General features: G+C 46.0%; 19 protein-coding genes and 3 rRNA genes. 13 read left to right on the forward strand and 9 right to left on the reverse strand.

What is annotated here, in order from left to right; translation table 11 throughout:
• Positions 1–10 precede the first annotated feature (10 nt).
• From trkA to def, 4 genes are read right to left on the reverse strand one after another with little or no spacing between them, the layout of a single operon-like run.
• Positions 11–1,420 (reverse strand): Trk system potassium transporter TrkA, encoded by a 1,410-nt coding sequence (gene trkA / locus JEZ96_RS00105; protein WP_011787443.1) that lies wholly within the window; start codon positions 1,418–1,420, stop codon positions 11–13.
• Between the two features lie 15 nt (positions 1,421–1,435).
• The gene (gene rsmB / locus JEZ96_RS00110; RefSeq protein WP_011787444.1) at positions 1,436–2,725 is read right to left on the reverse strand and encodes a 16S rRNA (cytosine(967)-C(5))-methyltransferase RsmB; all 1,290 of its coding nucleotides are present in this window, start codon (positions 2,723–2,725) and stop codon (positions 1,436–1,438) included.
• A 2-nt stretch (positions 2,726–2,727) separates the two neighbouring features.
• Positions 2,728–3,684, reverse strand: a complete 957-nt coding sequence (gene fmt, locus JEZ96_RS00115) for a methionyl-tRNA formyltransferase (protein ID WP_011787445.1) — start codon at positions 3,682–3,684, stop codon at positions 2,728–2,730.
• 9 nt (positions 3,685–3,693) lie between these two features.
• Positions 3,694–4,206 carry a peptide deformylase gene (def, locus tag JEZ96_RS00120; protein ID WP_011787446.1) on the reverse strand — a complete coding sequence of 171 codons (513 nt, stop codon included), beginning with the start codon at positions 4,204–4,206 and terminating at the stop codon, positions 3,694–3,696.
• Positions 4,207–4,331: 125 nt separating this feature from the next.
• On the opposite strand from def, the gene JEZ96_RS00125 reads away from it, so the two are divergent.
• From JEZ96_RS00125 to hemF, 6 genes are all read left to right on the forward strand, one after another.
• Positions 4,332–5,456, forward strand: coding sequence for a LysM peptidoglycan-binding domain-containing protein (locus JEZ96_RS00125; RefSeq protein WP_011787447.1), 1,125 nt, complete (start codon positions 4,332–4,334; stop codon positions 5,454–5,456).
• Between the two features lie 84 nt (positions 5,457–5,540).
• Positions 5,541–6,557, forward strand: coding sequence for a DNA-processing protein DprA (gene dprA / locus JEZ96_RS00130; protein ID WP_025008553.1), 1,017 nt, complete (start codon positions 5,541–5,543; stop codon positions 6,555–6,557).
• A 2-nt stretch (positions 6,558–6,559) separates the two neighbouring features.
• Positions 6,560–7,033 (forward strand): DUF494 family protein, encoded by a 474-nt coding sequence (locus JEZ96_RS00135; protein WP_006083793.1) that lies wholly within the window; start codon positions 6,560–6,562, stop codon positions 7,031–7,033.
• Positions 7,034–7,152: 119 nt separating this feature from the next.
• Positions 7,153–7,716, forward strand: a complete 564-nt coding sequence (locus tag JEZ96_RS00140; protein ID WP_025008554.1) for a DNA topoisomerase family protein — start codon at positions 7,153–7,155, stop codon at positions 7,714–7,716.
• A 147-nt stretch (positions 7,717–7,863) separates the two neighbouring features.
• Positions 7,864–8,430 carry an L-threonylcarbamoyladenylate synthase gene (locus tag JEZ96_RS00145; RefSeq protein WP_011787450.1) on the forward strand — a complete coding sequence of 189 codons (567 nt, stop codon included), beginning with the start codon at positions 7,864–7,866 and terminating at the stop codon, positions 8,428–8,430.
• 25 nt (positions 8,431–8,455) lie between these two features.
• Positions 8,456–9,364, forward strand: a complete 909-nt coding sequence (gene hemF / locus JEZ96_RS00150) for an oxygen-dependent coproporphyrinogen oxidase (protein WP_011787451.1) — start codon at positions 8,456–8,458, stop codon at positions 9,362–9,364.
• A 34-nt stretch (positions 9,365–9,398) separates the two neighbouring features.
• Here hemF and JEZ96_RS00155 read toward each other — a convergent pair whose 3' ends face one another.
• A complete protein-coding gene (locus JEZ96_RS00155; protein WP_198779832.1) occupies positions 9,399–9,836 on the reverse strand; it encodes a group II truncated hemoglobin in 438 nt (145 codons plus the stop codon).
• Between the two features lie 153 nt (positions 9,837–9,989).
• Between JEZ96_RS00155 and aroE the strand changes: the two genes are divergently transcribed.
• Both aroE and JEZ96_RS00165 read left to right on the forward strand, forming a co-directional pair.
• Positions 9,990–10,838, forward strand: a complete 849-nt coding sequence (aroE, locus tag JEZ96_RS00160) for a shikimate dehydrogenase (protein WP_011787453.1) — start codon at positions 9,990–9,992, stop codon at positions 10,836–10,838.
• Positions 10,839–10,843: 5 nt separating this feature from the next.
• A complete protein-coding gene (locus tag JEZ96_RS00165) occupies positions 10,844–11,119 on the forward strand; it encodes a DUF1488 family protein (protein WP_011787454.1) in 276 nt (91 codons plus the stop codon).
• A 133-nt stretch (positions 11,120–11,252) separates the two neighbouring features.
• On the opposite strand, the gene JEZ96_RS00170 is transcribed toward JEZ96_RS00165, so the two are convergent.
• Positions 11,253–11,801, reverse strand: coding sequence for a gamma carbonic anhydrase family protein (locus tag JEZ96_RS00170; RefSeq protein ID WP_011787455.1), 549 nt, complete (start codon positions 11,799–11,801; stop codon positions 11,253–11,255).
• A 573-nt stretch (positions 11,802–12,374) separates the two neighbouring features.
• On the opposite strand from JEZ96_RS00170, the gene JEZ96_RS00175 reads away from it, so the two are divergent.
• The 4 genes from JEZ96_RS00175 (at position 12,375) to JEZ96_RS00190 (ending at position 20,119) form a co-directional block, all read left to right on the forward strand.
• A 16S ribosomal RNA gene (locus tag JEZ96_RS00175) occupies positions 12,375–13,917 on the forward strand.
• A gap of 326 nt (positions 13,918–14,243) precedes the next feature.
• Positions 14,244–17,136 (forward strand): 23S ribosomal RNA (locus JEZ96_RS00180).
• A 177-nt stretch (positions 17,137–17,313) separates the two neighbouring features.
• Positions 17,314–17,429 (forward strand): 5S ribosomal RNA (rrf, locus tag JEZ96_RS00185).
• Together the 16S, 23S and 5S rRNA genes form the textbook arrangement of a ribosomal RNA operon.
• A 239-nt stretch (positions 17,430–17,668) precedes the next feature.
• A complete protein-coding gene (locus tag JEZ96_RS00190) occupies positions 17,669–20,119 on the forward strand; it encodes an EAL domain-containing protein (RefSeq protein ID WP_011787456.1) in 2,451 nt (816 codons plus the stop codon).
• Here the strand turns inward: JEZ96_RS00190 and JEZ96_RS00195 are convergent.
• Positions 20,076–21,059, reverse strand: coding sequence for an alpha/beta fold hydrolase (locus JEZ96_RS00195; RefSeq protein WP_011787457.1), 984 nt, complete (start codon positions 21,057–21,059; stop codon positions 20,076–20,078). The genes JEZ96_RS00190 and JEZ96_RS00195 overlap by 44 nt on opposite strands.
• 95 nt (positions 21,060–21,154) lie before the next feature.
• Positions 21,155–22,966, reverse strand: coding sequence for a DUF885 domain-containing protein (locus JEZ96_RS00200; RefSeq protein WP_011787458.1), 1,812 nt, complete (start codon positions 22,964–22,966; stop codon positions 21,155–21,157).
• A 210-nt stretch (positions 22,967–23,176) separates the two neighbouring features.
• Here JEZ96_RS00200 and add point away from each other — a divergent pair, with 210 nt between their 5' ends.
• Positions 23,177–24,172, forward strand: a complete 996-nt coding sequence (gene add, locus JEZ96_RS00205; RefSeq protein WP_011787459.1) for an adenosine deaminase — start codon at positions 23,177–23,179, stop codon at positions 24,170–24,172.
• A gap of 96 nt (positions 24,173–24,268) precedes the next feature.
• On the opposite strand, the gene hemN is transcribed toward add, so the two are convergent.
• Positions 24,269–25,645 carry an oxygen-independent coproporphyrinogen III oxidase gene (gene hemN / locus JEZ96_RS00210; protein WP_082785939.1) on the reverse strand — a complete coding sequence of 459 codons (1,377 nt, stop codon included), beginning with the start codon at positions 25,643–25,645 and terminating at the stop codon, positions 24,269–24,271.
• Positions 25,646–25,757: the final 112 nt, after the last annotated feature.

Below are 25,757 nucleotides of genomic sequence, written 5' to 3' on the forward strand. Positions count from 1 at the left end.
CTTTAATGACCTAAAAAAAGAAAGCACTAGGTTGGAAAAGTTTTTCGACTTCACCGACAAACTTTTTATTCACAAGGAACAAGATGACATGATCTCCTTGTTCTATCACGGTTTTATCATGGGCCATCAGCACTTCATCATTGCGGACAATTGCACCTATGGTCGTTCCCGGTGGCAATTTAATATCACCAATGGCTTTACCTACTACCTTGGAGGTGTTTGAATCGCCATGTGCTATGGCTTCAATCGCCTCGGCGGCGCCGCGGCGTAAGGAGTAGACGTTACAAATATCACCTTGACGAATATGGGTGAGTAGGGCTGAAATGGTTGCCTGTTGCGGAGAAATCGCGATATCGATATTGGCTTCTTGCACTATATCCACATAGGCTTCTCGCTGAATAAGCACCATGACCTTTTTTGCGCCCATACGCTTTGCTAAAAGAGCCGACATAATGTTGGCTTCATCATCATTAGTGACGGCAATAAACACATCTGTTTGGTCAATATGTTCTTCGAGTAGTAATTCTTGATCCGAAGCATCACCACAAAATACAGTTGTATTTTCGAGTTGTTCCGAAAGCGATTCTGCTCGCTCAAATTTGTGTTCGATAAGTTTTACCGAGTGGGTACGTTCTAGGCGTTTTGCTAATCCTAATCCTATGTTACCGCCGCCAGCGATCATAATATTGCGGTAGGTATTATCGAGCTTTTGCATTTCGCTCATAACGGCGCGAATATGGCGACTGTCGGCGACGAAAAATACCTCATCATCGGCTTCAATAATTGTCGTTCCGCGCGGCATAATGGGTCTACCTTGGCGAAAAATTGCTGCGACTCGGGTATCGATATTGGGCATATGTTCGCGTAGCGCCGCTAGTGCATTACCCACTAATGGACCACCGTAATAGGCGCGCACTGCGACTAAGCTTAACTTGCCTTCGGCAAACTCGAGCACTTGCAATGCACCTGGATATTCAACAAGGCGCTGGATGTAAGCGGTCACTAACTGTTCAGGAGCAATGAGTTCGTCAATTACAAAGCCACCACGTGGACGGCCGTCACTGTTCTTGGTTTCGCTATCAATAAAGAGTTTATCACGCATAGCCAGATAGGGTTCTGAGCGGATACGGGCGATTTTTGTTGGTGTGCCAAATAGGCTGTAGGCAATTTGGCAGGCGGCCATATTACATTCATCGCTATTAGTGACCGCAATTAGCATATCAGCATCTTCGGCACCGGCTTCTTTTAGCACATCTGGATGAGCGCCATGGCCTGCCACAACGCGAAGGTCATATTTATCCTGTAGGGCACGTAATTTTGATCTGTCGCTATCGACTATGGTGATGTCATTATTTTCACCCACCAAATTCTCGGCCAAAGTTCCCCCAACCTGACCCGCACCTAATATGATAATCTTCATGGCCTTGCTTACTTCCTACTTGTGGGTCGCTTTCAATAAACGGGCGTAATAAAACCCATCCATATTGTCTTGTCCTGGCGTGATTTGCCAACCTATATCCTGTGGCGAATTTTGCTGGGCGAGTATGTCTAGCTTAGCATCTACCGTTCTATCTAAAAACGCACTGATCTGGTCGCGGTTTTCCTGCGGTAAAATCGAACATGTGGCATAAAGAAGCGTGCCTCCTGGTTTTAGCCACTTCCAGCAATGATCGAGAATTTGCTGTTGAAGTTCAGCCAATTCTTCGATGTCATGGTTTTTTCGCAACCATTTAATATCGGGATGACGGCGGATCACCCCTGTGGCTGAACAGGGGGCATCCAGTAAGATACGATCAAATAGTCCACCTTGCCACCATGAGCCAATATTGGCCGCATCGCCATGGATAAGCTCCGCTTTTAATGATAGGCGATCAAGATTCTGTTGCACCCGCTCAAGGCGTTTGGCATCAAAATCAACAGCGACTAATTTGATGCTCGGTTCAAGTTCGAGTAGATGGCAGCTTTTACCACCGGGGGCTGCGCAGGCATCGAGTATTAACTCATTCACTTGTGGCGCGAGCAGTGTCGCCGCCCATTGCGCTGCGCCATCTTGCACTGATGCCGCACCTTCATGGAAGCGTGGCAGTGTCGCCACATCCTTTGGATGGGCTAAGAGAATGGCATCAGCACTACTGCCTTCGCTCGCTTCAATGTCGAGTTCGGCTAAGGCTGCAAGGTATTCGGTACGGCTCTGGGATAAGCGATTGTTACGCAGCCACATCGGTGGGCGTTCATGGCTTTGTTGAATGATGTCTTGCCACTGCTCGGGATAGGCTTCTTTTAAGCGCTTAATCAACCAAGCTGGTGTGTTGTAGCTTAAGGTGTCTGATTCAGTGCTCAGTGGCGAAAGCTGGCGCTGAATGTTGCGCAGTACACCATTAACCACTTTGACCATGCCTTCAAATTTTAGTTGGCGACAGGCTTCGGCGGTTTCTGAAATTGCGGCATGGCTTGGAATACGGGTAAAGTACAGTTGGTAGCAACCTACGATCAGGAGCTGGTGGATAATCCTTTGTTTGCCTTTAAGTGGTTTCTCTAGGCATTCACTGATGCGTTTTTCTATTTGCGGCAGAGTGCGCATCACGCCATAGCAGATCTCGGCAAGTAGGGCTTTATCTTTGCCGCTGGCAAGATGCTTTTGTTGATCAGGCAATGCCACTGACAGTGACACGCCTTTTTCTAATACTTCGAAGATGGCTTTCGCAGCTAGCGCGCGCAAGTTCATGATTATTCGGCCTCGTTTGCGAGACGAGTATTCGGACTAAACCATTCACCGCGGGCATTAAGAATATCGGCAACATTGAGTGGCTTTTTCCCCGGAAGCTGCATACTCAACAGTGTTAACACGCCATCGGCGGTGGCCACTTCTATGCCTCTTTTGCTGGCGCTGATAATAGTACCTGGAGCGGCTGTGCTGATGGTTTCGCTAACGTGTGCTTGCCACACTTTAATCGTGTTTCCTTGGTGCTCAAAATAACTTACAGGCCAAGGATTAAAGGCACGGACTTCTTGCCACAATTGTTTGGCAGACTTATTCCAGTCGAGTCTGGCTTCTTCTTTACTGAGTTTTTCTGCGTAGTTCGCTAAGGCTTCATCTTGTTTTTCAGCGGCTAAGGTGCCATTTGCCAAACCTTTAAGGGCTTGCAATAGGGCAACGGGACCTTGTTCAGCCAGTTTCTCGTAAAGGCTTGCTGAAGTGTCGCTATCTTCAATCGGCAAATAAGTTTTAAGCAGCATGTCGCCCGTATCTAGACCGACATCCATTTGCATGACGGTCACCCCCGTTTCTTTGTCGCCCGCCCATAGGGCACGCTGAATGGGTGCGGCACCGCGCCAGCGAGGTAAAATAGAACCATGAACATTAATACAACCTAAGCGCGGCGTATCTAGTACAACCTTGGGTAAAATCAGGCCATAGGCAACCACCACCATAATATCGGCATTGAGAGCGGCAAGTGCTTGTTGTGCAGGTTCTTTACGTAATGATCCCGGTTGATATACAGGAATATTGTTGGCGACAGCGAGTTCTTTTACTGGGCTGGCGGTGAGTTTTTTGCCGCGCCCTGCGGGTCTATCAGGTTGAGTGTAAACACCAATCACATTGTGTTGTGAGTTGAGCAAAGCTTGCAAATGGCGAGCAGCGAAATCCGGTGTTCCGGCAAAAATGATGTTGAGTGATTTCAAATCCAAATCCTATGCTTCTTTGGCGTCCAATCTGGCCGCTTTTTCAAGTTTTTGTTTGATCCGCTGACGTTTTAGCGGCGACAAATAATCGACAAACAATTTGCCTTTGAGGTGGTCCATTTCATGTTGAATACAAATGGCAAATAACTCATCGGCTTCAACAATAAATTCGCAACCATTCCTATCCAATGCTTTTACCGTGACAAATTCGGCACGATCCACTTTGGCATAGATACCTGGAACAGATAGACAACCCTCTTCATTACAAAAGTCGCCACTACTCGAGATAATTTCAGGATTGATAAACACCTTTGGGCGCTCGATTTCGTCTTGTAAGTCCATGACGATAAGTTGTTTATGATAATCGACTTGCGTTGCAGCAAGTCCTATACCCTTTTCTTGGTACATTGTTTCAAACATGTTATCGATTTGAGTCTGTAGTTCTGCGTCAAACTCAGTGATAGGTTTGGCTTGGATCCTTAGTCTTTCATCAGGAAAGCGTAAAACATTTAATAGTGCCATACTTAAACTCTTAACAAGTCTGTCAAATTTTGGTCAGTTAGTTATACTGACTAATGCTAATGGGCTAATTTTAGTCTTTAGTGTCTATCAATAATAGTAAAAGCTCTATTTCGAGCCAAAACAACATGGACCACACCATGAAACGGTTAATTTTACTCGTGTTAATGACATTTAGTTGCACGTTTGTTTCCGCTGATACTCTTACGCTTAAAGCGGGGTATCCCGAGTCATATGTGGTGAAAAAAGGTGATACCTTATGGGATATCGCTACGACTTTCTTAAATGATCCGTGGAAATGGCCTCGTCTTTGGGATGTTAACCCACAGATTGCGAACCCTCATCTTATTTATCCCGGTGATCAACTGACATTAATCTTTATTGATGGTCAACCTCGGCTTGTACGTGATAGTTCGAGTGCGGGAAAACCTTTTGTAAAAAAGAGCCCTGAAGGGCGCATTATCGCTAAGAGTAATGCTGTTCCTGCCATCGATCTTGCACTTATCAAAAACTATCTTGTGCAAAATCGAGTTGTCGATTCTAACTGGTTTTCTGAGCAGCCAATGATATTGGCGGGTGAAAGTCCTTCACGTCACCATATTATTGGTGACGTGGTTTATATCAATAACATATTACCTTTACACCAAAAGTATGGTGTTTACGAAAGTGGTCGAGCATTTTTTAATAAAGAGTCCGGTGAGGCGTTGGGGCAAGAGGCTATCTTGGTATCTACTGGTCAAGTTATTGAGTCTGGAAATGTTTCAAAGATAAAATTACTGAGTAGTTTTCGAGAGACTAAAGCGGGTTTTAAGGTGCTACCAATGGAGGATGATTCCCTGATGTCTGCGTACTTTACCCCCAAGCCTGCACAGTTAGTAAACCATGCTTCAGTTTTAGCAACAGAATCTGCAATGCGTGAAGCGGGTAAGCTGAATGTAGTCTATTTAGATAAAGGAACCCAAGACGGTGTTGAGCCTGGTAATGTGTTCTCAATTTACCGTGATGGTGAAGAAATTGTCATTAACCATGATGGTTCACCGGTTCCTGCGCTAGAACGCACCGCCTATGATAACATCATAGCGTCCGTTTCATCGGAGCGTTCGATTAAAATGCCGGACGTTTATCATGGTAAACTAATGGTATTTAAAGTATTCGATAAAGTGAGTCTGGGTTTAATTGTCTCTACAGAACGCCCAGTTCGAGTTGATGATAAGCTAATTTCGCCCGATTATTTAGCGTTTAGAGGTCAATAAATTACTGAAAACTTGGTCGATTGGTTAATTGTTAGTGCTGTATCTGGGCTTGGACCTGCTCGGACCCAACAATTATTAATGCACATGGAAGTGGACGACCTCAGGCAAAGGTTAGAGCACGAGAGACAAGCGCTACCTTTATCTGATCATCTGCTCCATAGCCTTGTGATTGATTATCAAAAAGTGGATGCAGCCCTAGAATGGCAGCAACACTCCTCTGAGCATTACCTGATTTGTTTTTCTGATCCGCTTTATCCACCGTTGTTAAAGCAATTACCCGATCCGCCTTCCATCCTCTTTGTTAAGGGGTGTTTGGAGGCATTGGTGCCTCCTTACCTTGCTATTGTCGGAAGTCGTAATGCTTCGCCTGGAGGCTTACAGGTCGCTTATCAACTAGCTACAGAGATGTCATCCCTTGGTTTTGGTATTTGTAGTGGGATGGCAATGGGCATTGATGGTGCTGCGCATAAAGCCTGTGTTGACCATAATAAAAGGACGATTGCTGTACTGGGAACAGGTATTGATATTGTGTACCCCCGCAGACATCGACAGCTTTATGAGAATATTCAGCAGCAAGGTTGTATACTCAGCGAGTTTTGGCCCGATATAGGCCCCTTTGCGGGCAATTTTCCGAAACGAAATCGCATTATTAGCGGTCTATCTTTAGGTACACTTGTGGTTGAAGCCTGTCGTAAAAGCGGATCTTTAATCACAGCGAGGTTGGCGATGGAGCAGGGGCGCGAAGTATTTGCTGTTCCAGGCTCAATCTTAGGGGGTTACCATCAAGGCTGTCATGATTTATTACGTGATGGGGCAAAACTTGTGGAAACCGCTGCCGATATAGTGGAAGAGTTGGCAAGTTTAACGGCTTTCCACCTTGAAGAATTAAACTTATGCCACCATATACAGAAGAGTGACATTTGCCATTTGCCATTTTCGTCTCTGTTAGCTAGTGTAGGTTATGAAACTACAACAATTGATGCTGTAGTTGAACATAGTGGAAAAACGATAGATCTGGTGTTAGAACAAATGCTTGAACTTGAGTTGCAAGGTTGGGTAATAGCAGTACCCGGTGGTTACGTCAGAGTAAAGAGGAGCTAGCCATGTTTGATATCCTCATGTATCTATTTGAAAACTATGTTCACAGTGAAGTTGAACTACTAGTTGATGAAGACGAGTTAACCAAGGAACTCACTCGTGCCGGATTTCATCAATCCGAGATTTTAAAAGCGTTAACTTGGTTAGAGCGCTTAGCTGAATTACAAGAAGGGGATAAACCTTATCTTTGTAATCACGATCAGCATTCGTTTCGTATCTATACAAAGGACGAAATGGACAAGCTGGATGTAGAATCCCGCGGTTTCTTGTTGTTTTTAGAGCAAGTTAAAGTGCTGAATGTCGAAACCCGTGAAATGGTGATTGATAGAGTGATGGAGTTGGATGAACCAACCCTGATTTTAGAAGATCTCAAATGGGTTATCTTAATGGTACTGTTTAATGCTCCTGGCCATGAGTCCGCTTATGAGCAAATGGAAGATTTAATCTTCGAACAGCCCGAAGGCCGACTGCATTCTTAATTGTTGTGAAAGATGAATTATGAGAGAAAGGAGGCTAAGACCTCCTTTTTTGATGCCATAAATTCCTTGATGGCACCGCGCTTGATATCCTAATGCGCTACGACAGGTGGTGAATGATTATGTCTAAGATTGATGAACAATTATTTAGTGCCCACGAACACGCACTGGAAAAAGAATACGAACTTTGCCCTGAATGTGGCAGCGAGTTATCGGTCAAACATAGTAAGCACGGCGGTTTTATTGGCTGTAATAATTACCCTAGCTGTAATTACACTCGCCCCTTAGTGCAGCACGAATCTATTGAAACTCAAGTGATTGACGGTTCTGTATGCCCAGAATGCGGTCACGAACTGGCGGTAAAGTCTGGGCGCTTTGGGATCTTTATTGGTTGTACTCAATATCCTAGCTGCACGCATATTGAAAAACAGGATCAAGGAGCTAATAAACCAGATATCCCTTGCCCAGAATGCAAAGCGGGTAAGCTTGAGCACAGAACGAGTCGCTTCGGAAAGAGTTTTTATGCCTGCAGTGCTTACCCTAAGTGCAAATTTATTGTGAATTATCCTCCGGTTGCTGAAGTTTGCCCGAGTTGTGGTTTTGGGATCTTAGTCGAGCGTAAAGGTGCGGCAGGGATGCGTTTAGAATGCCCGCAAAAAAGCTGTAAATACAAAAGACCACTTTAGTTTATTGTGTGACCTGCATCTTAATATTTGGCCGATGAAAGTGGCTTGCGTATAATCCTTGGCTGACCGCTGATGGGGCGGTCAGTATTCGAATTTATCCAATAATTTGATTGTTGAAATCGACAATACTCAAAAGGTGATCCTAAGATGTTGCAGCTGCACCCATCTGACATAAAAGATATTGTGCTTAACGGTGGTGTTATCGCTTATCCAACCGAGGCCGTTTATGGCCTAGGTTGCGACCCAGATAATGACACTGCTATCCAAAAGTTATTGGCTGTAAAACAGCGCCCATGGCAAAAGGGACTGATCTTAGTCGCCAGTGATTTTCAGCAGCTTTTGGCTTATGTTGATGAATCGCAATTAACTGCTGAGCAGCTCGAGTTTGCATTTTCCAAGTGGCCGGGGCCTTTTACCTTTGTCATGCCAATCAAAGCGCAGGTTTCAAAATACCTCTGTGGTGAATTTGACTCTATCGCAGTGCGAGTGTCGGCCCATGCTGGAGTACAAGCCCTGTGCCGCGCACTTAATAAACCTTTAGTGTCGACCAGCGCTAACCTTGCAGGTGAAGATCCCGCATTAACTGCCGCTGAAATCCTCGCCGATTTTACAGGTAAAATTGATGCACTCGTATTAGGTGAACTTGGTGAGCAACGTCAGCCCTCGACCATTATCGATGCGCGAAGCGGTAAGATTTTACGAAATGGACAATGAGCAAACCAATAATAAGGATAACAAGATGAGTGTGCCTGATGTTGCAGTGGTAAAAGCGTTTTTAATCGATCTACAAAACCGAATTTGTGCCGGTTTACAGGCGCTGGATGGCCAAGCCACGTTCGCCGCCGATTCATGGACTCGCGCCGAAGGCGGTGGTGGTACGAGCCGAGTATTAACTCAAGGTGCAGTGTTCGAGCAAGCTGGGGTTAACTTTTCCCATGTGACTGGCGCTGCTATGCCTGCGTCGGCTACGGCGCATCGCCCAGAATTGGCGGGGCGTAGTTTTGAAGCTATGGGCGTTTCTTTAGTTATTCATCCTAATAATCCTTATATCCCAACGACTCATGCCAATGTGCGTTTCTTTATTGCTCAAAAAGAGGGCGCCGATCCCGTGTGGTGGTTTGGCGGTGGCTTTGATTTAACGCCTTATTATCCTTTCGAGGAAGATGTGCGCGAGTGGCACCAGACTTCTAAGGATATTTGCGCGCCTTTCGGGGATGAGGTTTATCCCAAGTATAAGAAATGGTGCGATGAGTATTTCTTCCTGCCGCACCGTAATGAAACTCGCGGCGTGGGTGGATTGTTTTTCGATGACTTGAATCAAGACGGATTCGAGCAAAGCTTTAGCTTTATGCAAGCTGTAGGTAATGGCTTCTTAACGGCCTATGCGCCGATTGTCGAGCGTCGTAAAGAGACTGAATTCGGTGAGCGTGAGCGCCAGTTCCAACTCTACCGTCGTGGTCGTTATGTTGAGTTCAACTTAGTCTACGACAGGGGCACTTTGTTTGGCCTGCAGACAGGCGGCCGTACCGAGTCTATCTTAATGTCGATGCCGCCATTAGTGCGTTGGCAATATGCTTATACACCAGAGGCGGGAAGCCCAGAGGCAGATTTGTACGATAACTACCTCAAACCCCGCGACTGGGTTTAGCCAGTAATCTTATGAAGTGGATACAACATCCACTTTATTGATTACGCATATGATCAGCCAGAGTTGAAATCGCCTCAAAGATGGCGGCTCGATGCTCTGGCTTATTAATGTTTTCTTCAATCGCAAATTTCATACAAAACAGCCATTGATCCCGCATCGCCTCATCGACGGCGAAATGCATGTGTCGTGCTCGCAATGCGGGGTGACCATATTTTTGCTGGTAGAGTTGTGGCCCGCCGAGCCAACCACTTAAAAATTCGAACAACTTCTGCTCTGATTTCGCAATTGGCGCTCTATGAATGGCAAGCAGTGTTGTCGTTTCTGCTGAGCTTGCCATCTTCTGATAAAAACATTTGGTGATAGCGCGGATCACTTTTTCGCCGCCGATTAAGTCGTAAGCGTTAGATTGGATCGGATCGCGATCATCCTGCGGTGGAGTGTGTTTGCTAAAAATCTTTTTAAGCCAGTTCATTGGAATAGTAGTTCACTAAAATAGAGAGCATTGAGCCGATGGCGCATTATAGCGTGAAACTCTGCGTGAAATTTAGTTGAGCATAATTCGTCTTGCCTAGGCTCAAAAGCGCGGTAGACTGCAAAGCCATTGAACCTAAAATTTAATATCGCTATGACAGACAAATACGCAGTGTTTGGCAATCCAATTAGCCACAGTAAATCGCCGTTCATTCATGGACAATTTGCTGCGCCCACCCAAGAGTTATTAACCTATGAAGCCATTCTTGCTCCGGTCGATGGTTTTGAAGCCTCACTGACGGCGTTTTTCAATGCGGGCGGCAAGGGCGCGAATGTGACAGTGCCTTTTAAGGAGCAAGCTTTTGCGCTGTGTGACAGTCTCAGCCCAGAGGCCAAGCTTGCCGGCGCGGTAAACACCTTAAGTTTATTGGCCGATGGCACTATTCGCGGTGATAACACCGATGGTTTAGGGCTGGTGGCTGATCTCATCGCTAACTTAGGCAGCCTGCAAGGTAAGCGCGTGTTACTTATAGGTGCTGGTGGTGCGGCGCGCGGTTGTATTCTGCCATTATTAAATGCGGGAATTGCGCAGCTAACGATTAGCAATCGCACTCACACTAAGGCACAGCTTCTGGTCGATATCTTTACTTCGGTGGATAACGGTGCTTTCGCAAATAGAGTCACCGCCGTAGAAATGAATGAGCTTGTGGGCGAATTCGATATCATTATTAACTCAACTTCGGCTAGCCTTGCGGGCGAGTTGCCACCCGTGCCAGCGCATATCATTACCCCTCAAACTGTCTGCTATGACATGATGTATGGTGCCTCAGTTACCGCTTTTAACCAATGGGCGCTATCCCAAGGTGCAGCTAAGGTTATTGATGGACTCGGTATGTTAGTCGGACAAGCCGCTAAAAGCTTTACCCTATGGCGAGGTGTTGAGCCAGATACTCAAGTGGTGTTGACTCTTTTGCGGGACAAATTAAAGGCTGAGCCTAAGTAGGAAGCATGAATCAAAGTATTCTTTTCCCCGAACTGCAATATTGGGACGACGCCCACAAGCGAGTCTGCTTTATCGCGCAGTCACAAGGGATGAACATCAAGTGCTATATCAGTGCGAATAAGTTAACCGAGCTGAATGATTTCTCCAAGCAGCCGAGTACCGATGAAGCCGCCGCTATCCTGGCTTTGTTTGATGCAGTGAGATTTGATGCCGAAGAAATGGCGGAAGAGTTAATCGAAGCAGAGGAGTTCGATGAGTTTGGGGCAGTACACTTAGGCTAAACTCATCGAGCTTAGATAGCTTCTGAATCAGCGAATAGCAAAAGGCGGTAGAGACTCAATGAGTGTCTACCGCCTTTCTTATATAGCTATAGTGACAATAAGCGACTAACTATAAGAGATTAGCTATAAGTGACTAGATGTTTTGTAACTCAACTAAGTATTCGTTTTTCAGTCTGACATAGTTGTCGGCAGATTCTGGCAAAAAGGCAATTTCGGCAGGCGTTAATGGGCGAGCCTGCTTAACTGGGCTCCCTACATATAAATAGCCACTCTGTAATACCTTGCCCGGTGGCACTAAAGAACCCGCACCTAAGATCACATCATCTTCTAAAATCGCACCGTCGAGAATAATCGCACCCATGCCCACTAATACTCGGTTACCGACTTTGCAACCGTGAAGCATAGCCTTGTGACCAATAGTCACATCATCACCAATAATTAGTGGATGACCCTCGGGACGAGCAGCTGACTTACGCGTTACATGCAATATGCTACCGTCTTGTACGTTCGAGCGCTTACCAATACGAATATGGTTAACATCACCACGCGCCGCCACCATAGGCCAAATACTGGCATCAGTATCTAACGCAATATCGCCAACAAGCACCGAAGCTTCATCTACATATACGTTATTGCCTAATTGAGGATGAATACCTTGGTAAGTTCTGAGTGGCCCTGACATAGAAAAGTCCCTGATTGAGTGGTTTTTAGCATTATAAAGGTTAAAAACTAGCGGGTCAGGTCAAATATCCAACGAACAGTGAGAAAATGGCAATTATCTTAAAAATAGGGGTTGCGGACTTTCTCAATCTCCCTATAATGCGCATCCACTGACACGGCAGACAGCGAAAGCCAGCTGACGAGTTAGGTTGAATTGAGTCGCTTTTAAGCACTTAATTCAAGCGCAGCAAGAAGTTGAAAAAACTCCTTGACGCGAAACGGGAAATGCGTAGAATACGCAGCCCTAGCCAACTGGAAGCGTTCGATGCTCAGTGTGGTACTCAACTTCTCTTACGAGGTTGAGTTGCTCTTTAACAAGATAAAACAAGAAATCTGTGTGGACACTCACAGGTGTTGAGTTAATCGAAACTGCTTAGCTTTAGGGTTGGCAGTCAAAGAATTAAATCAATGTAACAATGAGTGTTCATAGCAATATGTACAGTTTGTTTCAGTGCTTCTTTTATAAGGAGTGCGAGAAACAAAAAATCAGAATTCATTGAGCAGCTGAAGTCGTAAGACGGAAGCAACAAAACTTTAATTGAAGAGTTTGATCATGGCTCAGATTGAACGCTGGCGGCAGGCCTAACACATGCAAGTCGAGCGGCAGCACAAGGGAGTTTACTTCTGAGGTGGCGAGCGGCGGACGGGTGAGTAATGCCTAGGGATCTGCCCAGTCGAGGGGGATAACAGTTGGAAACGACTGCTAATACCGCATACGCCCTACGGGGGAAAGGAGGGGACCTTCGGGCCTTCCGCGATTGGATGAACCTAGGTGGGATTAGCTAGTTGGTGAGGTAATGGCTCACCAAGGCGACGATCCCTAGCTGTTCTGAGAGGATGATCAGCCACACTGGGACTGAGACACGGCCCAGACTCCTACGGGAGGCAGCAGTGGGGAATATTGCACAATGGGGGAAACCCTGATGCAGCCATGCCGCGTGTGTGAAGAAGGCCTTCGGGTTGTAAAGCACTTTCAGTAGGGAGGAAAGGGTGTAGTTTAATACGCTATATCTGTGACGTTACCTACAGAAGAAGGACCGGCTAACTCCGTGCCAGCAGCCGCGGTAATACGGAGGGTCCGAGCGTTAATCGGAATTACTGGGCGTAAAGCGTGCGCAGGCGGTTTGTTAAGCGAGATGTGAAAGCCCTGGGCTCAACCTAGGAATAGCATTTCGAACTGGCGAACTAGAGTCTTGTAGAGGGGGGTAGAATTCCAGGTGTAGCGGTGAAATGCGTAGAGATCTGGAGGAATACCGGTGGCGAAGGCGGCCCCCTGGACAAAGACTGACGCTCATGCACGAAAGCGTGGGGAGCAAACAGGATTAGATACCCTGGTAGTCCACGCCGTAAACGATGTCTACTCGGAGTTTGGTGTCTTGAACACTGGGCTCTCAAGCTAACGCATTAAGTAGACCGCCTGGGGAGTACGGCCGCAAGGTTAAAACTCAAATGAATTGACGGGGGCCCGCACAAGCGGTGGAGCATGTGGTTTAATTCGATGCAACGCGAAGAACCTTACCTACTCTTGACATCCACAGAACTTTCCAGAGATGGATTGGTGCCTTCGGGAACTGTGAGACAGGTGCTGCATGGCTGTCGTCAGCTCGTGTTGTGAAATGTTGGGTTAAGTCCCGCAACGAGCGCAACCCCTATCCTTATTTGCCAGCACGTAATGGTGGGAACTCTAGGGAGACTGCCGGTGATAAACCGGAGGAAGGTGGGGACGACGTCAAGTCATCATGGCCCTTACGAGTAGGGCTACACACGTGCTACAATGGCGAGTACAGAGGGTTGCAAAGCCGCGAGGTGGAGCTAATCTCACAAAGCTCGTCGTAGTCCGGATTGGAGTCTGCAACTCGACTCCATGAAGTCGGAATCGCTAGTAATCGTGGATCAGAATGCCACGGTGAATACGTTCCCGGGCCTTGTACACACCGCCCGTCACACCATGGGAGTGGGCTGCAAAAGAAGTGGGTAGCTTAACCTTCGGGGGGGCGCTCACCACTTTGTGGTTCATGACTGGGGTGAAGTCGTAACAAGGTAGCCCTAGGGGAACCTGGGGCTGGATCACCTCCTTACCTATACGACTAGCTCGATGCTTTTGAGTGTTCACACAGATTGCTTGTTTATCCTGTCTTAGGACGGGTAGAGCGAAACATCCCTCTAGCAGGTCGATGTAGTTCTTTAACAATTTGGAAAGCTGATAGTATTAAACACAATGATGTCTGTCGTTGTGTTGATACGAAAAAAGTTTAATGCGAAAGCATTAAACATTGAGTTCTCAAACACTTTATTAAGTGTCTTGAATATTCAAGTCTAAGGCGCGTCCACTTCTTTGGTCAGAAGTGAGACAAGTAAAACCAGCTGGTCGCAACAATTCAAGTGAAACTCATTTGGGTTGTATGGTTAAGCGACTAAGCGTATACGGTGGATGCCTTGGCAGTCAGAGGCGATGAAGGACGTAGTAACTTGCGAAAAGCGTTGGCGAGCTAGTAACAAGCATTTGAGCTAACGATGTCCGAATGGGGGAACCCGGCCGCATAAGCGGTCATCATGTAGTGAATACATAGCTACATGAGGCGAACGAGGGGAACTGAAACATCTAAGTACCCTTAGGAAAAGAAATCAACCGAGATTCCCCTAGTAGCGGCGAGCGAACGGGGATTAGCCCTTAAGTCTATGGGGTGTTAGTGGAATGGTCTGGAAAGTCCAGCGGCACAGGGTGATAGCCCCGTACACGAAAACTAACCGTAGATGAAAACGAGTAAGGCGGGACACGTGACATCCTGTTTGAATATGGGGGGACCATCCTCCAAGGCTAAATACTCCTGACTGACCGATAGTGAACCAGTACCGTGAGGGAAAGGCGAAAAGAACCCCTGTGAGGGGAGTGAAATAGAACCTGAAACCGTATACGTACAAGCAGTGGGAGCGGTTCTTGAGACCGTGACTGCGTACCTTTTGTATAATGGGTCAGCGACTTACATTTTGTAGCGAGGTTAAGCGAATAGCGGAGCCGTAGGGAAACCGAGTGTTAACTGCGCGTTTAGTTGCAAGGTGTAGACCCGAAACCCGGTGATCTAGCCATGGGCAGGTTGAAGGTTGAGTAACATCAACTGGAGGACCGAACCGACTAATGTTGAAAAATTAGCGGATGACTTGTGGCTGGGGGTGAAAGGCCAATCAAACCGGGAGATATCTGGTTCTCCTCGAAAGCTATTTAGGTAGCGCCTCGAGCGAATACCATTGGGGGTAGAGCACTGTTAAGGCTAGGGGGTCATCCCGACTTACCAACCCTTTGCAAACTCCGAATACCAATGAGTACTACTCGGGAGACAGACGGCGGGTGCTAACGTCCGTCGTCAAAAGGGAAACAACCCAGACCGTCAGCTAAGGTCCCAAAGTGTATGTTAAGTGGGAAACGATGTGGGAAGGCTTAGACAGCTAGGATGTTGGCTTAGAAGCAGCCATCATTTAAAGAAAGCGTAATAGCTCACTAGTCGAGTCGGCCTGCGCGGAAGATGTAACGGGGCTAAACATACCACCGAAGCTACGGGTGCAGCCCATTAGGGTTGCGCGGTAGAGGAGCGTTCTGTAAGCCGTTGAAGGTGAAGGGGTAACCCACGCTGGAGGTATCAGAAGTGCGAATGCTGACATGAGTAACGATAAAGGGGGTGAAAAACCCCCTCGCCGAAAGACCAAGGGTTCCTGTCCAACGTTAATCGGGGCAGGGTGAGTCGACCCCTAAGGTGAGGCCGAAAGGCGTAATCGATGGGAAACAGATTAATATTTCTGTACTTCCGCTAACTGCGATGGAGAGACGGAGAAGGCTAGGCTAGCGCGGCGTTGGTAGTCCGCGTTTAAGGTGGTAGGTGGGTGACTTAGGCAAATCCGGGTTGCTATACACTGAGAGCTGATGACGAGGTCCTAAGGGACTGAAGTAGTTGATGCCATGCTTCCAGGAAAATCTTCTAAGCTTCAGGTTAGCGGGAATCGTACCCCAAACCGACACAGGTGGTCGGGTAGAGAATACCAAGGCGCTTGAGAGAACTCGGCTGAAGGAACTAGGCAAAATGGTACCGTAACTTCGGGAGAAGGTACGCTCCTGTTGGTGATGAGACTTGCTCTCTAAGCTGACGGGAGTCGCAGATACCAGGTGGCTGCAACTGTTTATCAAAAACACAGCACTGTGCAAACTCGCAAGAGGAAGTATACGGTGTGACGCCTGCCCGGTGCCGGAAGGTTAATTGATTGGGTTATCGCAAGAGAAGCTCATGATCGAAGCCCCGGTAAACGGCGGCCGTAACTATAACGGTCCTAAGGTAGCGAAATTCCTTGTCGGGTAAGTTCCGACCTGCACGAATGGCGTAATGATGGCCACGCTGTCTCCAGCCGAGACTCAGTGAAGTTGAAATTGCGGTGAAGATGCCGTATACCCGCGGCTAGACGGAAAGACCCCGTGAACCTTTACTATAGCTTGGCACTGAACATTGAACCTACATGTGTAGGATAGGTGGGAGACTATGAAGTTGGGACGCTAGTCCTGATGGAGTCGTCCTTGAAATACCACCCTTGTAGTTTTGATGTTCTAACCTAGACCCCTAATCGGGGTTAGGGACAGTGCCTGGTGGGTAGTTTGACTGGGGCGGTCTCCTCCCAAAGAGTAACGGAGGAGCACGAAGGTTGGCTAAGTACGGTCGGACATCGTACGGTTAGTGCAATGGCATAAGCCAGCTTAACTGCGAGACATACACGTCGAGCAGGTACGAAAGTAGGTCATAGTGATCCGGTGGTTCTGAATGGAAGGGCCATCGCTCAACGGATAAAAGGTACTCCGGGGATAACAGGCTGATACCGCCCAAGAGTTCATATCGACGGCGGTGTTTGGCACCTCGATGTCGGCTCATCACATCCTGGGGCTGAAGTCGGTCCCAAGGGTATGGCTGTTCGCCATTTAAAGTGGTACGCGAGCTGGGTTCAGAACGTCGTGAGACAGTTCGGTCCCTATCTGCCGTGGGCGTTGGATGATTGAGGGGAGTTGCTCCTAGTACGAGAGGACCGGAGTGAACGAACCGCTGGTGTTCGGGTTGTCATGCCAATGGCATTGCCCGGTAGCTACGTTCGGAATCGATAACCGCTGAAAGCATCTAAGCGGGAAGCGAGCCCCAAGATGAGTCATCCCTTGGACTATAAGTCCACTAAAGAGCCGTTCGAGACTAGGACGTTGATAGGCATGGTGTGTAAGCGTTGTGAGGCGTTGAGCTAACATGTACTAATGACTCGAGAGGCTTAACCATACAACCCAGATGGGTTTTACTGCAAAGTGAGCTTAGACAGAATATAAACACTTAATGAAGTGTGGACTCAAAAAACAATCAGTTTTCCGAATTATTAAATAAGATAAGAGCAGGTTTTAGTTCCTAGAATCTAGCAGCACGCAGTGCGCTCTCGAGTCTTGTTTAAAACCAAATATGCTTGGTGACAATAGCATTGTGGAACCACCTGATCCCATCCCGAACTCAGAAGTGAAACGCAATCGCGCCGATGGTAGTGTGGGGTCTCCCCATGTGAGAGTAGGTCATCGCCAAGCGCCTAATTATCTTGTAAAGATGTAACCAAGCCAGCTGAATAAGCTGGCTTTTTTGCATTTCACTTTTAGCTATACCCGCTTGATGACGCATAATATTTATTCCTAGATTATTAAATTATCGCTGAACTCCATTAATTAGCAGAAGATCTCGATAACTTCGTTAAGTCCTTTTGCTTAGTATCCTATTTCCCGTTAGCATACGAATAATTCATTGTTCAGTAGAAGGCTGCCTAGCGCAGATGCTTAGAAAACTTTCACTCGCAGTTCTAATTCCTCTTTGTATGCTAATACTTTATTTGGTGTTAGTCATAGGAGAGTATTTGTATGAGAGTGATCAAATACGCAGTGAGCTCGCTGGACGTCAGGTTACTCAAATAAAACAACAGCTTTTGAGAATGCAGGCGGTTGTACAATCGGCACAAGTTTTACAGGATATTGAGCGTATAGAACAAGAGGTATCATTGGCTGCACTGGATATGAACACAATGGTGTATATATTGGTGGATATGGATAGTCGGATCCGCTTTGCTAATCATACCGTTTGGCGCGATAGTAATGCTATTCAAGTTATTGATGGTTATGATGTTGTTCGACATCATACCGTTGCTCAATCCTCTCTCCCGCAAGTATCTGTCAATATGGAGCGTTTAACGATTCAGGCTTATTATCCTGTTATTTCTCAATACCCTGGTGCAGTTGAATTAATTTACCTCGAATCTGACTTGGCTCCTTTAGTTTCAGAAGCCTCTGCTAAGTTACAACAGCGATTTATCCGTGTATGGGGCTTGGGTGGATTGCTATTGATTGGTTTTACTCTCATTTTATATTTTTTATTAATTAAGCCATTTCGGATTTTAAGTGAAAGTGCAAAGCATATAGGTACACCTGAATTTTCAACTCAGATCCCTTGGAGTTCTTCAGAGGTTTTGTCACTGCAAAGCAGTTTACAGGAGGTACATGCCCGTTTGGGACGTGCAGTAAAACAGCTAAATGACAGTGAGCAGCGTTGGCTATTTGCCGTTGAGGGATCTCGTAATGGTATTTGGGATTGGGATATTAGCACTGGTGAAGTATTTCTTTCCGATCGTTGGAAAGAGATGATTGGTTATGCCCCTGATGAATTAGAGTGTGTTTTTAAGACTTGGGAGTCGCGGCTGCATCCGGAAGACCGAGAGACTGTTTTAGATTGTTTGCAGGAATATATTAGCGGTAAAAGTAAAGAGTTTGAGAGTGTCCATCGACTGCGGCATCGTGATGGTCATTATATATGGGTGCTCGATCGTGGCATGCTTGTTGATTGGGATCATTTAGGCCGTCCAATGCGGATGATAGGTATCCATGTTGATGTATCTGAAAGTGAGAAAAACCATGCAGCAATTGCAGAGTTAGTTGAACATTCAGTTGCAGGGCATCGAATGTTACCAGCAGTATTCATGGAACGTTTGTCCCAATTTCTGACTCAAGAAGATAATTCTGGTCATTGGGGAGGATTATTTTTTATTGAGGTTGAGAGTTTAGGGGTAATGAACTCGCTAACTTCACATGAAGCTGAGCGTTTATTTACACAGATTGGCGCGAGACTCTCGAGCTACTTCACAGACAATATTATTGTTGGACATTTGGGGTTAGGGCGTTTCACCTTGCTTGCTAAAGAATTGTCGATTGATGCAGAAGTGGCTGCACGTCGAACTCTAGCCCTAGCGACTGAGTTGAGGCAAATCATTGCAAGACCATTTCATTACAGAGATCATCACTTTGAATTAAATGCCAATGTCGGTATTTATCTGCTCGATCCAGTAGAAACATTAGAGCCCCTACTTGTGATACGCCGCGCCGAGCTAGCCCAAAAACATGCAAAACTGTTAGGGCAATGCGGTTGCGCTTTTTATCATTCGGAGTTAGATGTACGTCAGAGCCGTGATGAGCTGTTACAACATGAGCTTAAGTTAGCGATAGAACATGAAAAGCTATCATTAATGTTTCAACCGATTGTGAATGTAGCGGGCGAAATTCTCTCTGCAGAAGTGTTATCACGTTGGTATTTAGCTAATGGTGATGTTGTTCCTCCTTCTGAGTTTATTGCTCTTGCTGAACGTTGTGGTTTGATTGCAGGGTTAGATTTAAGCGTTGCTAAACGAATATGTATATTATTACAGCAAGCAGATGAGCAGGGTTTATCTCTTCCTCGTATAACGATCAATATTAGCGCGTTATCATTTTGTCAGATTGATTTTATTGAGCATTTAATTGCTTTGATTCGTACGTATTCAATTCGTACTAATCAACTTGGCATTGAATTAAATGAATCTGCACTACTCTTACAAGATGCTTTTGTGAATGAACGTATTACCCAGTTAGTGGAGATTGGGGTGCCAGTCATTCTAGATAACTTTGGTTCAGGTCACGCTGCGTTAAGCTGCTTAAATCAGTATCCGATAAGCGAAGTAAAGTTAGATCTGAGTTGTGTCGCTTCTATTACCTCGACGCAGATATGGCAAAAAGCATTAATTCAATCAGTATTACCATTCGACCTATGCTTAGTGGCTAAAGGTATAGAGTCAGCACAGCAACAACAGATATTTACGGCATTAGGTTGCCATGCTTATCAAGGCTATTATTATAGCCGAGCACTAAATTTTGCTGATTTTAAACAACTTTTCCATTCGAATTCTTTGTTGCGTAGCGTTTAAAAAAATCGAGTGCATAGTTTAAGGCTTGGTTTCGGCAGGCGTCTTTTTCCATAAAAATCTCATGGGCAGCCCCAGCGATTACTTTCAATTGGCAATGGGTACTCACGGCGAGATTCTGGGCCGCATTATCAACAATCTTATCTTCACTCGCTTGCAGTATCAGTATCGGAGTGCGAATTTGTGCCGTTGCCAGTACGCAAGTATCTGCGGCATCTAAAGATTCAGTCAACCAACGGTTAGTGGGTGAACCGAGTTGTAACTTAGGCGCGGCATCATACAATTCTCGGTAGGCTTGGTATCGGGTTTGGCTGTGAGTTAGCTCATTCCCTTTGAATGGAACAGGTTTATAGTTTTGTCCTGCAAGCACATAATTAGGCTCGCCGCCATTGAGTGTGGTATCGAGTTTACTGGCTAACCAACGCACGAACCCTTTGGGCATAGGTAATTTAATGCCATACATGGGCGCCGAAAATGCCGCCGCAGTAAAAATATCGGGATGCTGTTTGAGATACAAAGTGCCAATCGCGCCACCCATTGAATGGCCGAGTAGCATGAGTTGTTTGTCGTTTTGTGGTAACACTATCTTCTGCATAAATAGAGCAAAGTCATCGATATAATCATTAAATCTTCGCACGTGTCCCATATGTGGGTTGATTGTCATTCGATCCGATAGCCCTTGGCCACGATGATCTATGGCATAAACAGAGTAACCCTGTTGGTATAAGTCGAAGATCAATTCTTGATACTTTAAATAGGACTCGACTCGACCACTGCTGAGAACAATTGCGGTATGCGCTTGGGGATGTTTTACCATCATATAGGCCAGCATGACGCCGTCGGCAGTGGCCAGCGTATCTTGGACAACGGTTTGCCAGAAGGCTTGCTGCTCTGAGGTATTTAAATCGTGTTCAGTTGAAAATGTCGCTTTGGCTTGGCTCATACTCAGTCGCAAATCATTTGGCTTGAATGGTTTGCTAGAGTGTAACAGACAACCATGGGAGTCTGAAAATACCGACTCCCATGGACTTGATTAACTTAGCGTGTCACTTTTTTCGCTTCAATAAAATCATTGATTTGCTGTTCGAGGATCGACATAGGCACTGAGCCATTTTCGAGCACAGCATCGTGGAAGGCACGAATATCAAATTTGTCGCCGAGTTCCTGTTCTGCTTTGGCACGTAATCGTTTGATTGTTAACTCACCAATCTTGTAGGACAAGGCTTGTCCTGGCCACGAAATATAGCGGTCAATTTCAGTAGTGACATTGTGCAGTGATAGTGCGGTATTGCTAGCCATAAAGTCGATGGCTTGTTGACGACTCCATCCTTGGGCATGCATGCCTGTGTCTACAACTAAACGTGCAGCACGCCACATTTCATAGGTTAAGCGACCAAAGTTACTGTATGGATCTTGGTAGAAACCGGCCTCTAAGCCTAAGTATTCGCTATACAAGCCCCATCCTTCACCAAAGGCAGAGATATAGCTATAACGACGAAAGTCGGGGAGTGAAGTTAGTTCAGAGTTCAATGAAATTTGCAGATGATGACCGGGTACGGCTTCATGCAAGGTTAAGGCTTCTAACTCGTAGAGTGGGCGCTTATCCAATGCATAAGTGTTGACCCAGTAGTAACCAGGCTCGTCATCGCTGTTAGATCCTGAATATCGCCCCGTGGTGTATTTCGGTGCAATTTCGGCGGGTACTGGTGCAATGCCATAGGGTTTACGGGGGAGTTTGCCGAAGTACTTAGGCAGCATGGCATCGGCTTTTTTGGCAATAAATGCCGCTTCTTTGAGTAACTGATCGGCACTGGTGGTGTAAAACTTGGGATCGGTCCGCAAAAAATGTAAGAAGTCGGCAAAGTTGCCTTTAAAGCCTACCGACGCGATGATTTGTTCCATTTCTTGGCGGATACGCTGTACTTCTTTTAAGCCCAGTTCATGCACTTGCATCGACGTCATATTCAAGGTCGTATAGTAACGTACTCTATTCTCATAAAATTCTGCGCCGTTAGGTAAGCTACTCGCTGCGATATTTTCCCGTGCATTGGGAATGTACTCTTTAGTCATAAAATCATAAAAGTTTTGGTACAGAGGTAGAACTTTTTGCTCAACTAAAGTGCGGCCTTCTTGGGTCAGCTGAGTTTTTTGTGCCTCAGTGAAATAGCTGGGATATTGCGTAAAAGGTTTGAAATAACCGCTCTTTTCAACAGGGACAATATAAGCACTGATACTGTCTTCAAAGCCATAGAGTGTCACTTTTGGCGGCGTTATTCCCTCGGCTAATCCTTGTTTTAGCCAGTGGGTTTGCTGGGCGAAATAGGTCGGGAGTGCATTGAGTTTGGCAATATAGTTGCGGTAATCCTCTAAGGTGTTAAATCTACCCTGTGCAATTGATGTGATATACGCGTGAAAGCCACTTTCCGCCGTAATGGGCAGGTAATAATCCTTGAAGCGATATAGGTCGACATCGTTTTGGATCTGATCTTCCAGTATTTGAGCGTTAATCTTATCTTCTTTACTCAAGCTGCTGCGGTCGAGTGCTTTGAGCTGCGCTAATACTGCGATTTGACCTTGATTAAGCTTAGCGAGCGCGGCTGGCGAGAGATCTGCTAATTTTCCTGCGGCACTGGTATCGCCCATGCTGTAAGCCATTTCAGGACTCGCGCTGAGCTGTAATTGCCAGCTTTGGTCGATAATCGCTTGCAGCGCGGGAGCGATTGGCTCAACTTGCGACTGTGCTGCTGATATTGTCTGTGACGATGGGGTTTGAATATTTTTTGTGGTTTGAGTGGCACTGCAGGCGGCTAATGCGAATATCAATAAACTGGGGGTTAAGAGTTTATGCATGTTAGATCTCTGATATTTTCGTTGTTATTGAAGTCATTATGCCTGATGAATACGGCAGTTCCTTGTACGGATATTAAGCAGAATTGTGACTAAATGTGAATTTAAATGCATCTGGTCCATAAATGCCCCTGAAAATGCGTGTTAAACTTAGTGTCCGCCCGCGACCAAATAACAAAAGCATTGGCTGGGTAGTTCAAATAGGGGTTAAATATGATTGATACATCTATTCCATTGGTGGATCTGCATCGTCACCTAGACGGTAATGTGCGGGTAAATACCATTTGGGAACTAGGACACCAACACGGCATTGCGCTACCTGCCGATTCTTTAGAGACGCTCGCACCTTTTGTGCAAATTCAGGGGAAAGAAACTAGCTTAGTCGCCTTCTTAAAGAAACTCGATTGGATGGTTGCCGTACTCGCTGATTTGGATGCGGTGAAACGCGTCGCCTATGAAAACGTTGCCGATGCGGCGTTATCTGGCTTAGATTACGCTGAGTTACGTTTTAGTCCTTACTATATGGCGATGAACCATAAGTTACCGATTGAAGGCGTAGTTGAGGCGGTAGTTGACGGCGTTAAAGCGGGTTTAAAAGACTATAACGTGAAGATCAATTTAATTGGCATTATGTCACGTTCATTTGGTCAAGCAGCTTGTACTCAAGAACTTGAAGGCTTACTTGCCCATAAACAACATCTCGTGGCGATGGACTTGGCAGGTGATGAATTGGGTTTCCCAGGTGAGTTATTTAACGATCACTTTAAACGTGTTCGTGATGCTGGCCTTGCGATTACGGCTCACGCCGGTGAAGCTGCGGGCTCACAAAGTATGTGGCAAGCGATTCAAGAACTAGGCGCTACGCGAATTGGCCACGGGGTGAACGCGATTCACGATCCTAGGCTGATGGAATATCTCGCTAAGCACCGTATTGGCATCGAATCTTGCCCGACCAGTAACTTGCATACTTCTACAGTGGTTTCTTACGCTGAGCATCCATTCAGAACCTTTATGGATGCAGGCGTGTTGATAAGCCTAAATACCGATGATCCTGGTGTGAGTGCTATCGATATTAAGCATGAGTATCGTATCGCTAAATCTGAACTCAAGTTAACCGATGCTGAGTTAGCGCAGGTGCAACGCAACGGGGTTGAAATGGCATTTTTATCCGATAGTGAGCGCAAAGCACTCTATGCCGCTAAGGTATAAGTCGATTCTGAGTCGTTAATAAAAATTGCCATCAATAAAAAATCCGACTTAGAGTCGGATTTTTTGTGCAGCACTTGTGAGTACGGCAAAGAGCCTTTAGATCACGCGCGAGAACTGTTGCTGACGCGCTTTTTGACGGTAGTAAAGGTCGAAGCACATACAGATATTGCGGATCAATAAACGGCCTGTTGGGCTGATAGTGATTTTTCTGTCGACCACTTCAACTAATTTATCGTCGATAAAAGTTTGCAGTAGTTTTAAGTCTTCGGCGAAGTATTCTTCAAACTGGATCCCCAGTTTTTCATCCATTTTGGCCATATCTAAATCGAAGTGGCAAATCAGCTGTTTAATCACTACGCGGCGGATTTCGTCGTCACGGTTTAGGCTGCAACCTTTCCACAGGGCATGGCCGTCTTTATCTATGGCTTCATAGTAAGGACGGATATCTTTCTGGTTTTGTGCATAGCAATCGCCAATCTGACTGATGGACGATACGCCAAGACCTAACAAATCGCATTCTTCTTGGGTGGTATAACCCTGGAAGTTGCGGTGTAGTCTGCCTTCACGCTGTAACTTGGCTAACTCGTCATCGGGCTTAGCAAAGTGGTCCATACCAATATATTGGTAGCCCGCGCCAGTTAAGGTCTCGATAGTTTGGTGCAGCATTTCGAGTTTTTGTTTTGGCGAAGGTAAATGTTCGTCTTTGATCTTACGCTGAGCGGCAAAGCGTGCAGGTAAGTGAGCATAGTTAAATACCGATAAACGATCAGGCGATAAATCTAAAACGCGCTGCATTGTTGCGGCAAATGTTTCTGGTGTTTGGTGTGGCAAGCCATAGATTAAATCTATGTTGGTTGACACAAACCCCATTGCTTTCGCTTTAGCCATTAAGTCGAAAATAAATTGCTCGTCTTGCTCGCGATTAACGGCAATTTGCACTTCTTTATTGAAATCTTGTACGCCGATAGAGATTCGGTTAAAACCCGCTTCTTTCAACGTGTCGAGCATTGAAAGCTCAATCTCGCGGGGATCGACTTCAATTGAAAACTCACCTTCATCCGCAAAGTTAAAGTTGGCTTTAATCAATGATGTCAGCTTTAAAATTTGCTCTGGATTTAAGAAAGTGGGTGTACCGCCGCCCCAATGCATTTGGGTCACACTGTAATGTTTGAACAGGGGGGCACGTTTAATAATTTCTTGGCTTAAATATTCAATGTACTGATCGGCTTTGTGTTGGTGGCGGGTGATGACTTTATTACAGCCGCAGTAATAACAAAGCTTGGCGCAGAACGGGATATGAATATACAGCGACAGTTTATCGCTTTTGCTATTTTCAATGGCCGTCAGCAGATTTTGTTCGGTGAATGTATCATCGAACTCTAATGCCGTTGGGTAAGAGGTATAACGGGGACCGCTGTAGTTATATTTTTCGATCATCGACTGATCCCAACTAATCTGAGTGGGCTGCTTCAAGGCGTGTCCTCCGAGGGTAAATTAGCAACAAGCGAAGTATGCAAGGTTCTATAGTAAATAACCTTGATCTAGGTTGTAAAAATGAAGTCTGCATTTTTAGAAGTTACGCAAT

Origin of the sequence: Shewanella putrefaciens (assembly GCF_016406325.1) — a bacterium.
GTDB lineage: Bacteria > Pseudomonadota > Gammaproteobacteria > Enterobacterales > Shewanellaceae > Shewanella > Shewanella putrefaciens.

Coding starts and splice junctions, on each gene's coding strand:
- JEZ96_RS00200 (WP_011787458.1), bottom strand. CDS start 22,966: ATGCATAAACTCTTAACCCCCAGTTTATTGATATTCGCATTAGCCGCC.
- JEZ96_RS00135 (WP_006083793.1), top strand. CDS start 6,560: ATGTTTGATATCCTCATGTATCTATTTGAAAACTATGTTCACAGTGAA.
- JEZ96_RS00195 (WP_011787457.1), bottom strand. CDS start 21,059: ATGAGCCAAGCCAAAGCGACATTTTCAACTGAACACGATTTAAATACC.
- JEZ96_RS00190 (WP_011787456.1), top strand. CDS start 17,669: ATGCTTAGAAAACTTTCACTCGCAGTTCTAATTCCTCTTTGTATGCTA.
- aroE (WP_011787453.1), top strand. CDS start 9,990: ATGACAGACAAATACGCAGTGTTTGGCAATCCAATTAGCCACAGTAAA.
- trkA (WP_011787443.1), bottom strand. CDS start 1,420: ATGAAGATTATCATATTAGGTGCGGGTCAGGTTGGGGGAACTTTGGCC.
- JEZ96_RS00145 (WP_011787450.1), top strand. CDS start 7,864: ATGTTGCAGCTGCACCCATCTGACATAAAAGATATTGTGCTTAACGGT.
- rsmB (WP_011787444.1), bottom strand. CDS start 2,725: ATGAACTTGCGCGCGCTAGCTGCGAAAGCCATCTTCGAAGTATTAGAA.
- JEZ96_RS00170 (WP_011787455.1), bottom strand. CDS start 11,801: ATGTCAGGGCCACTCAGAACTTACCAAGGTATTCATCCTCAATTAGGC.
- def (WP_011787446.1), bottom strand. CDS start 4,206: ATGGCACTATTAAATGTTTTACGCTTTCCTGATGAAAGACTAAGGATC.
- JEZ96_RS00140 (WP_025008554.1), top strand. CDS start 7,153: ATGTCTAAGATTGATGAACAATTATTTAGTGCCCACGAACACGCACTG.
- JEZ96_RS00125 (WP_011787447.1), top strand. CDS start 4,332: ATGGACCACACCATGAAACGGTTAATTTTACTCGTGTTAATGACATTT.
- add (WP_011787459.1), top strand. CDS start 23,177: ATGATTGATACATCTATTCCATTGGTGGATCTGCATCGTCACCTAGAC.
- hemF (WP_011787451.1), top strand. CDS start 8,456: ATGAGTGTGCCTGATGTTGCAGTGGTAAAAGCGTTTTTAATCGATCTA.
- dprA (WP_025008553.1), top strand. CDS start 5,541: ATGGAAGTGGACGACCTCAGGCAAAGGTTAGAGCACGAGAGACAAGCG.
- JEZ96_RS00165 (WP_011787454.1), top strand. CDS start 10,844: ATGAATCAAAGTATTCTTTTCCCCGAACTGCAATATTGGGACGACGCC.
- JEZ96_RS00155 (WP_198779832.1), bottom strand. CDS start 9,836: ATGAACTGGCTTAAAAAGATTTTTAGCAAACACACTCCACCGCAGGAT.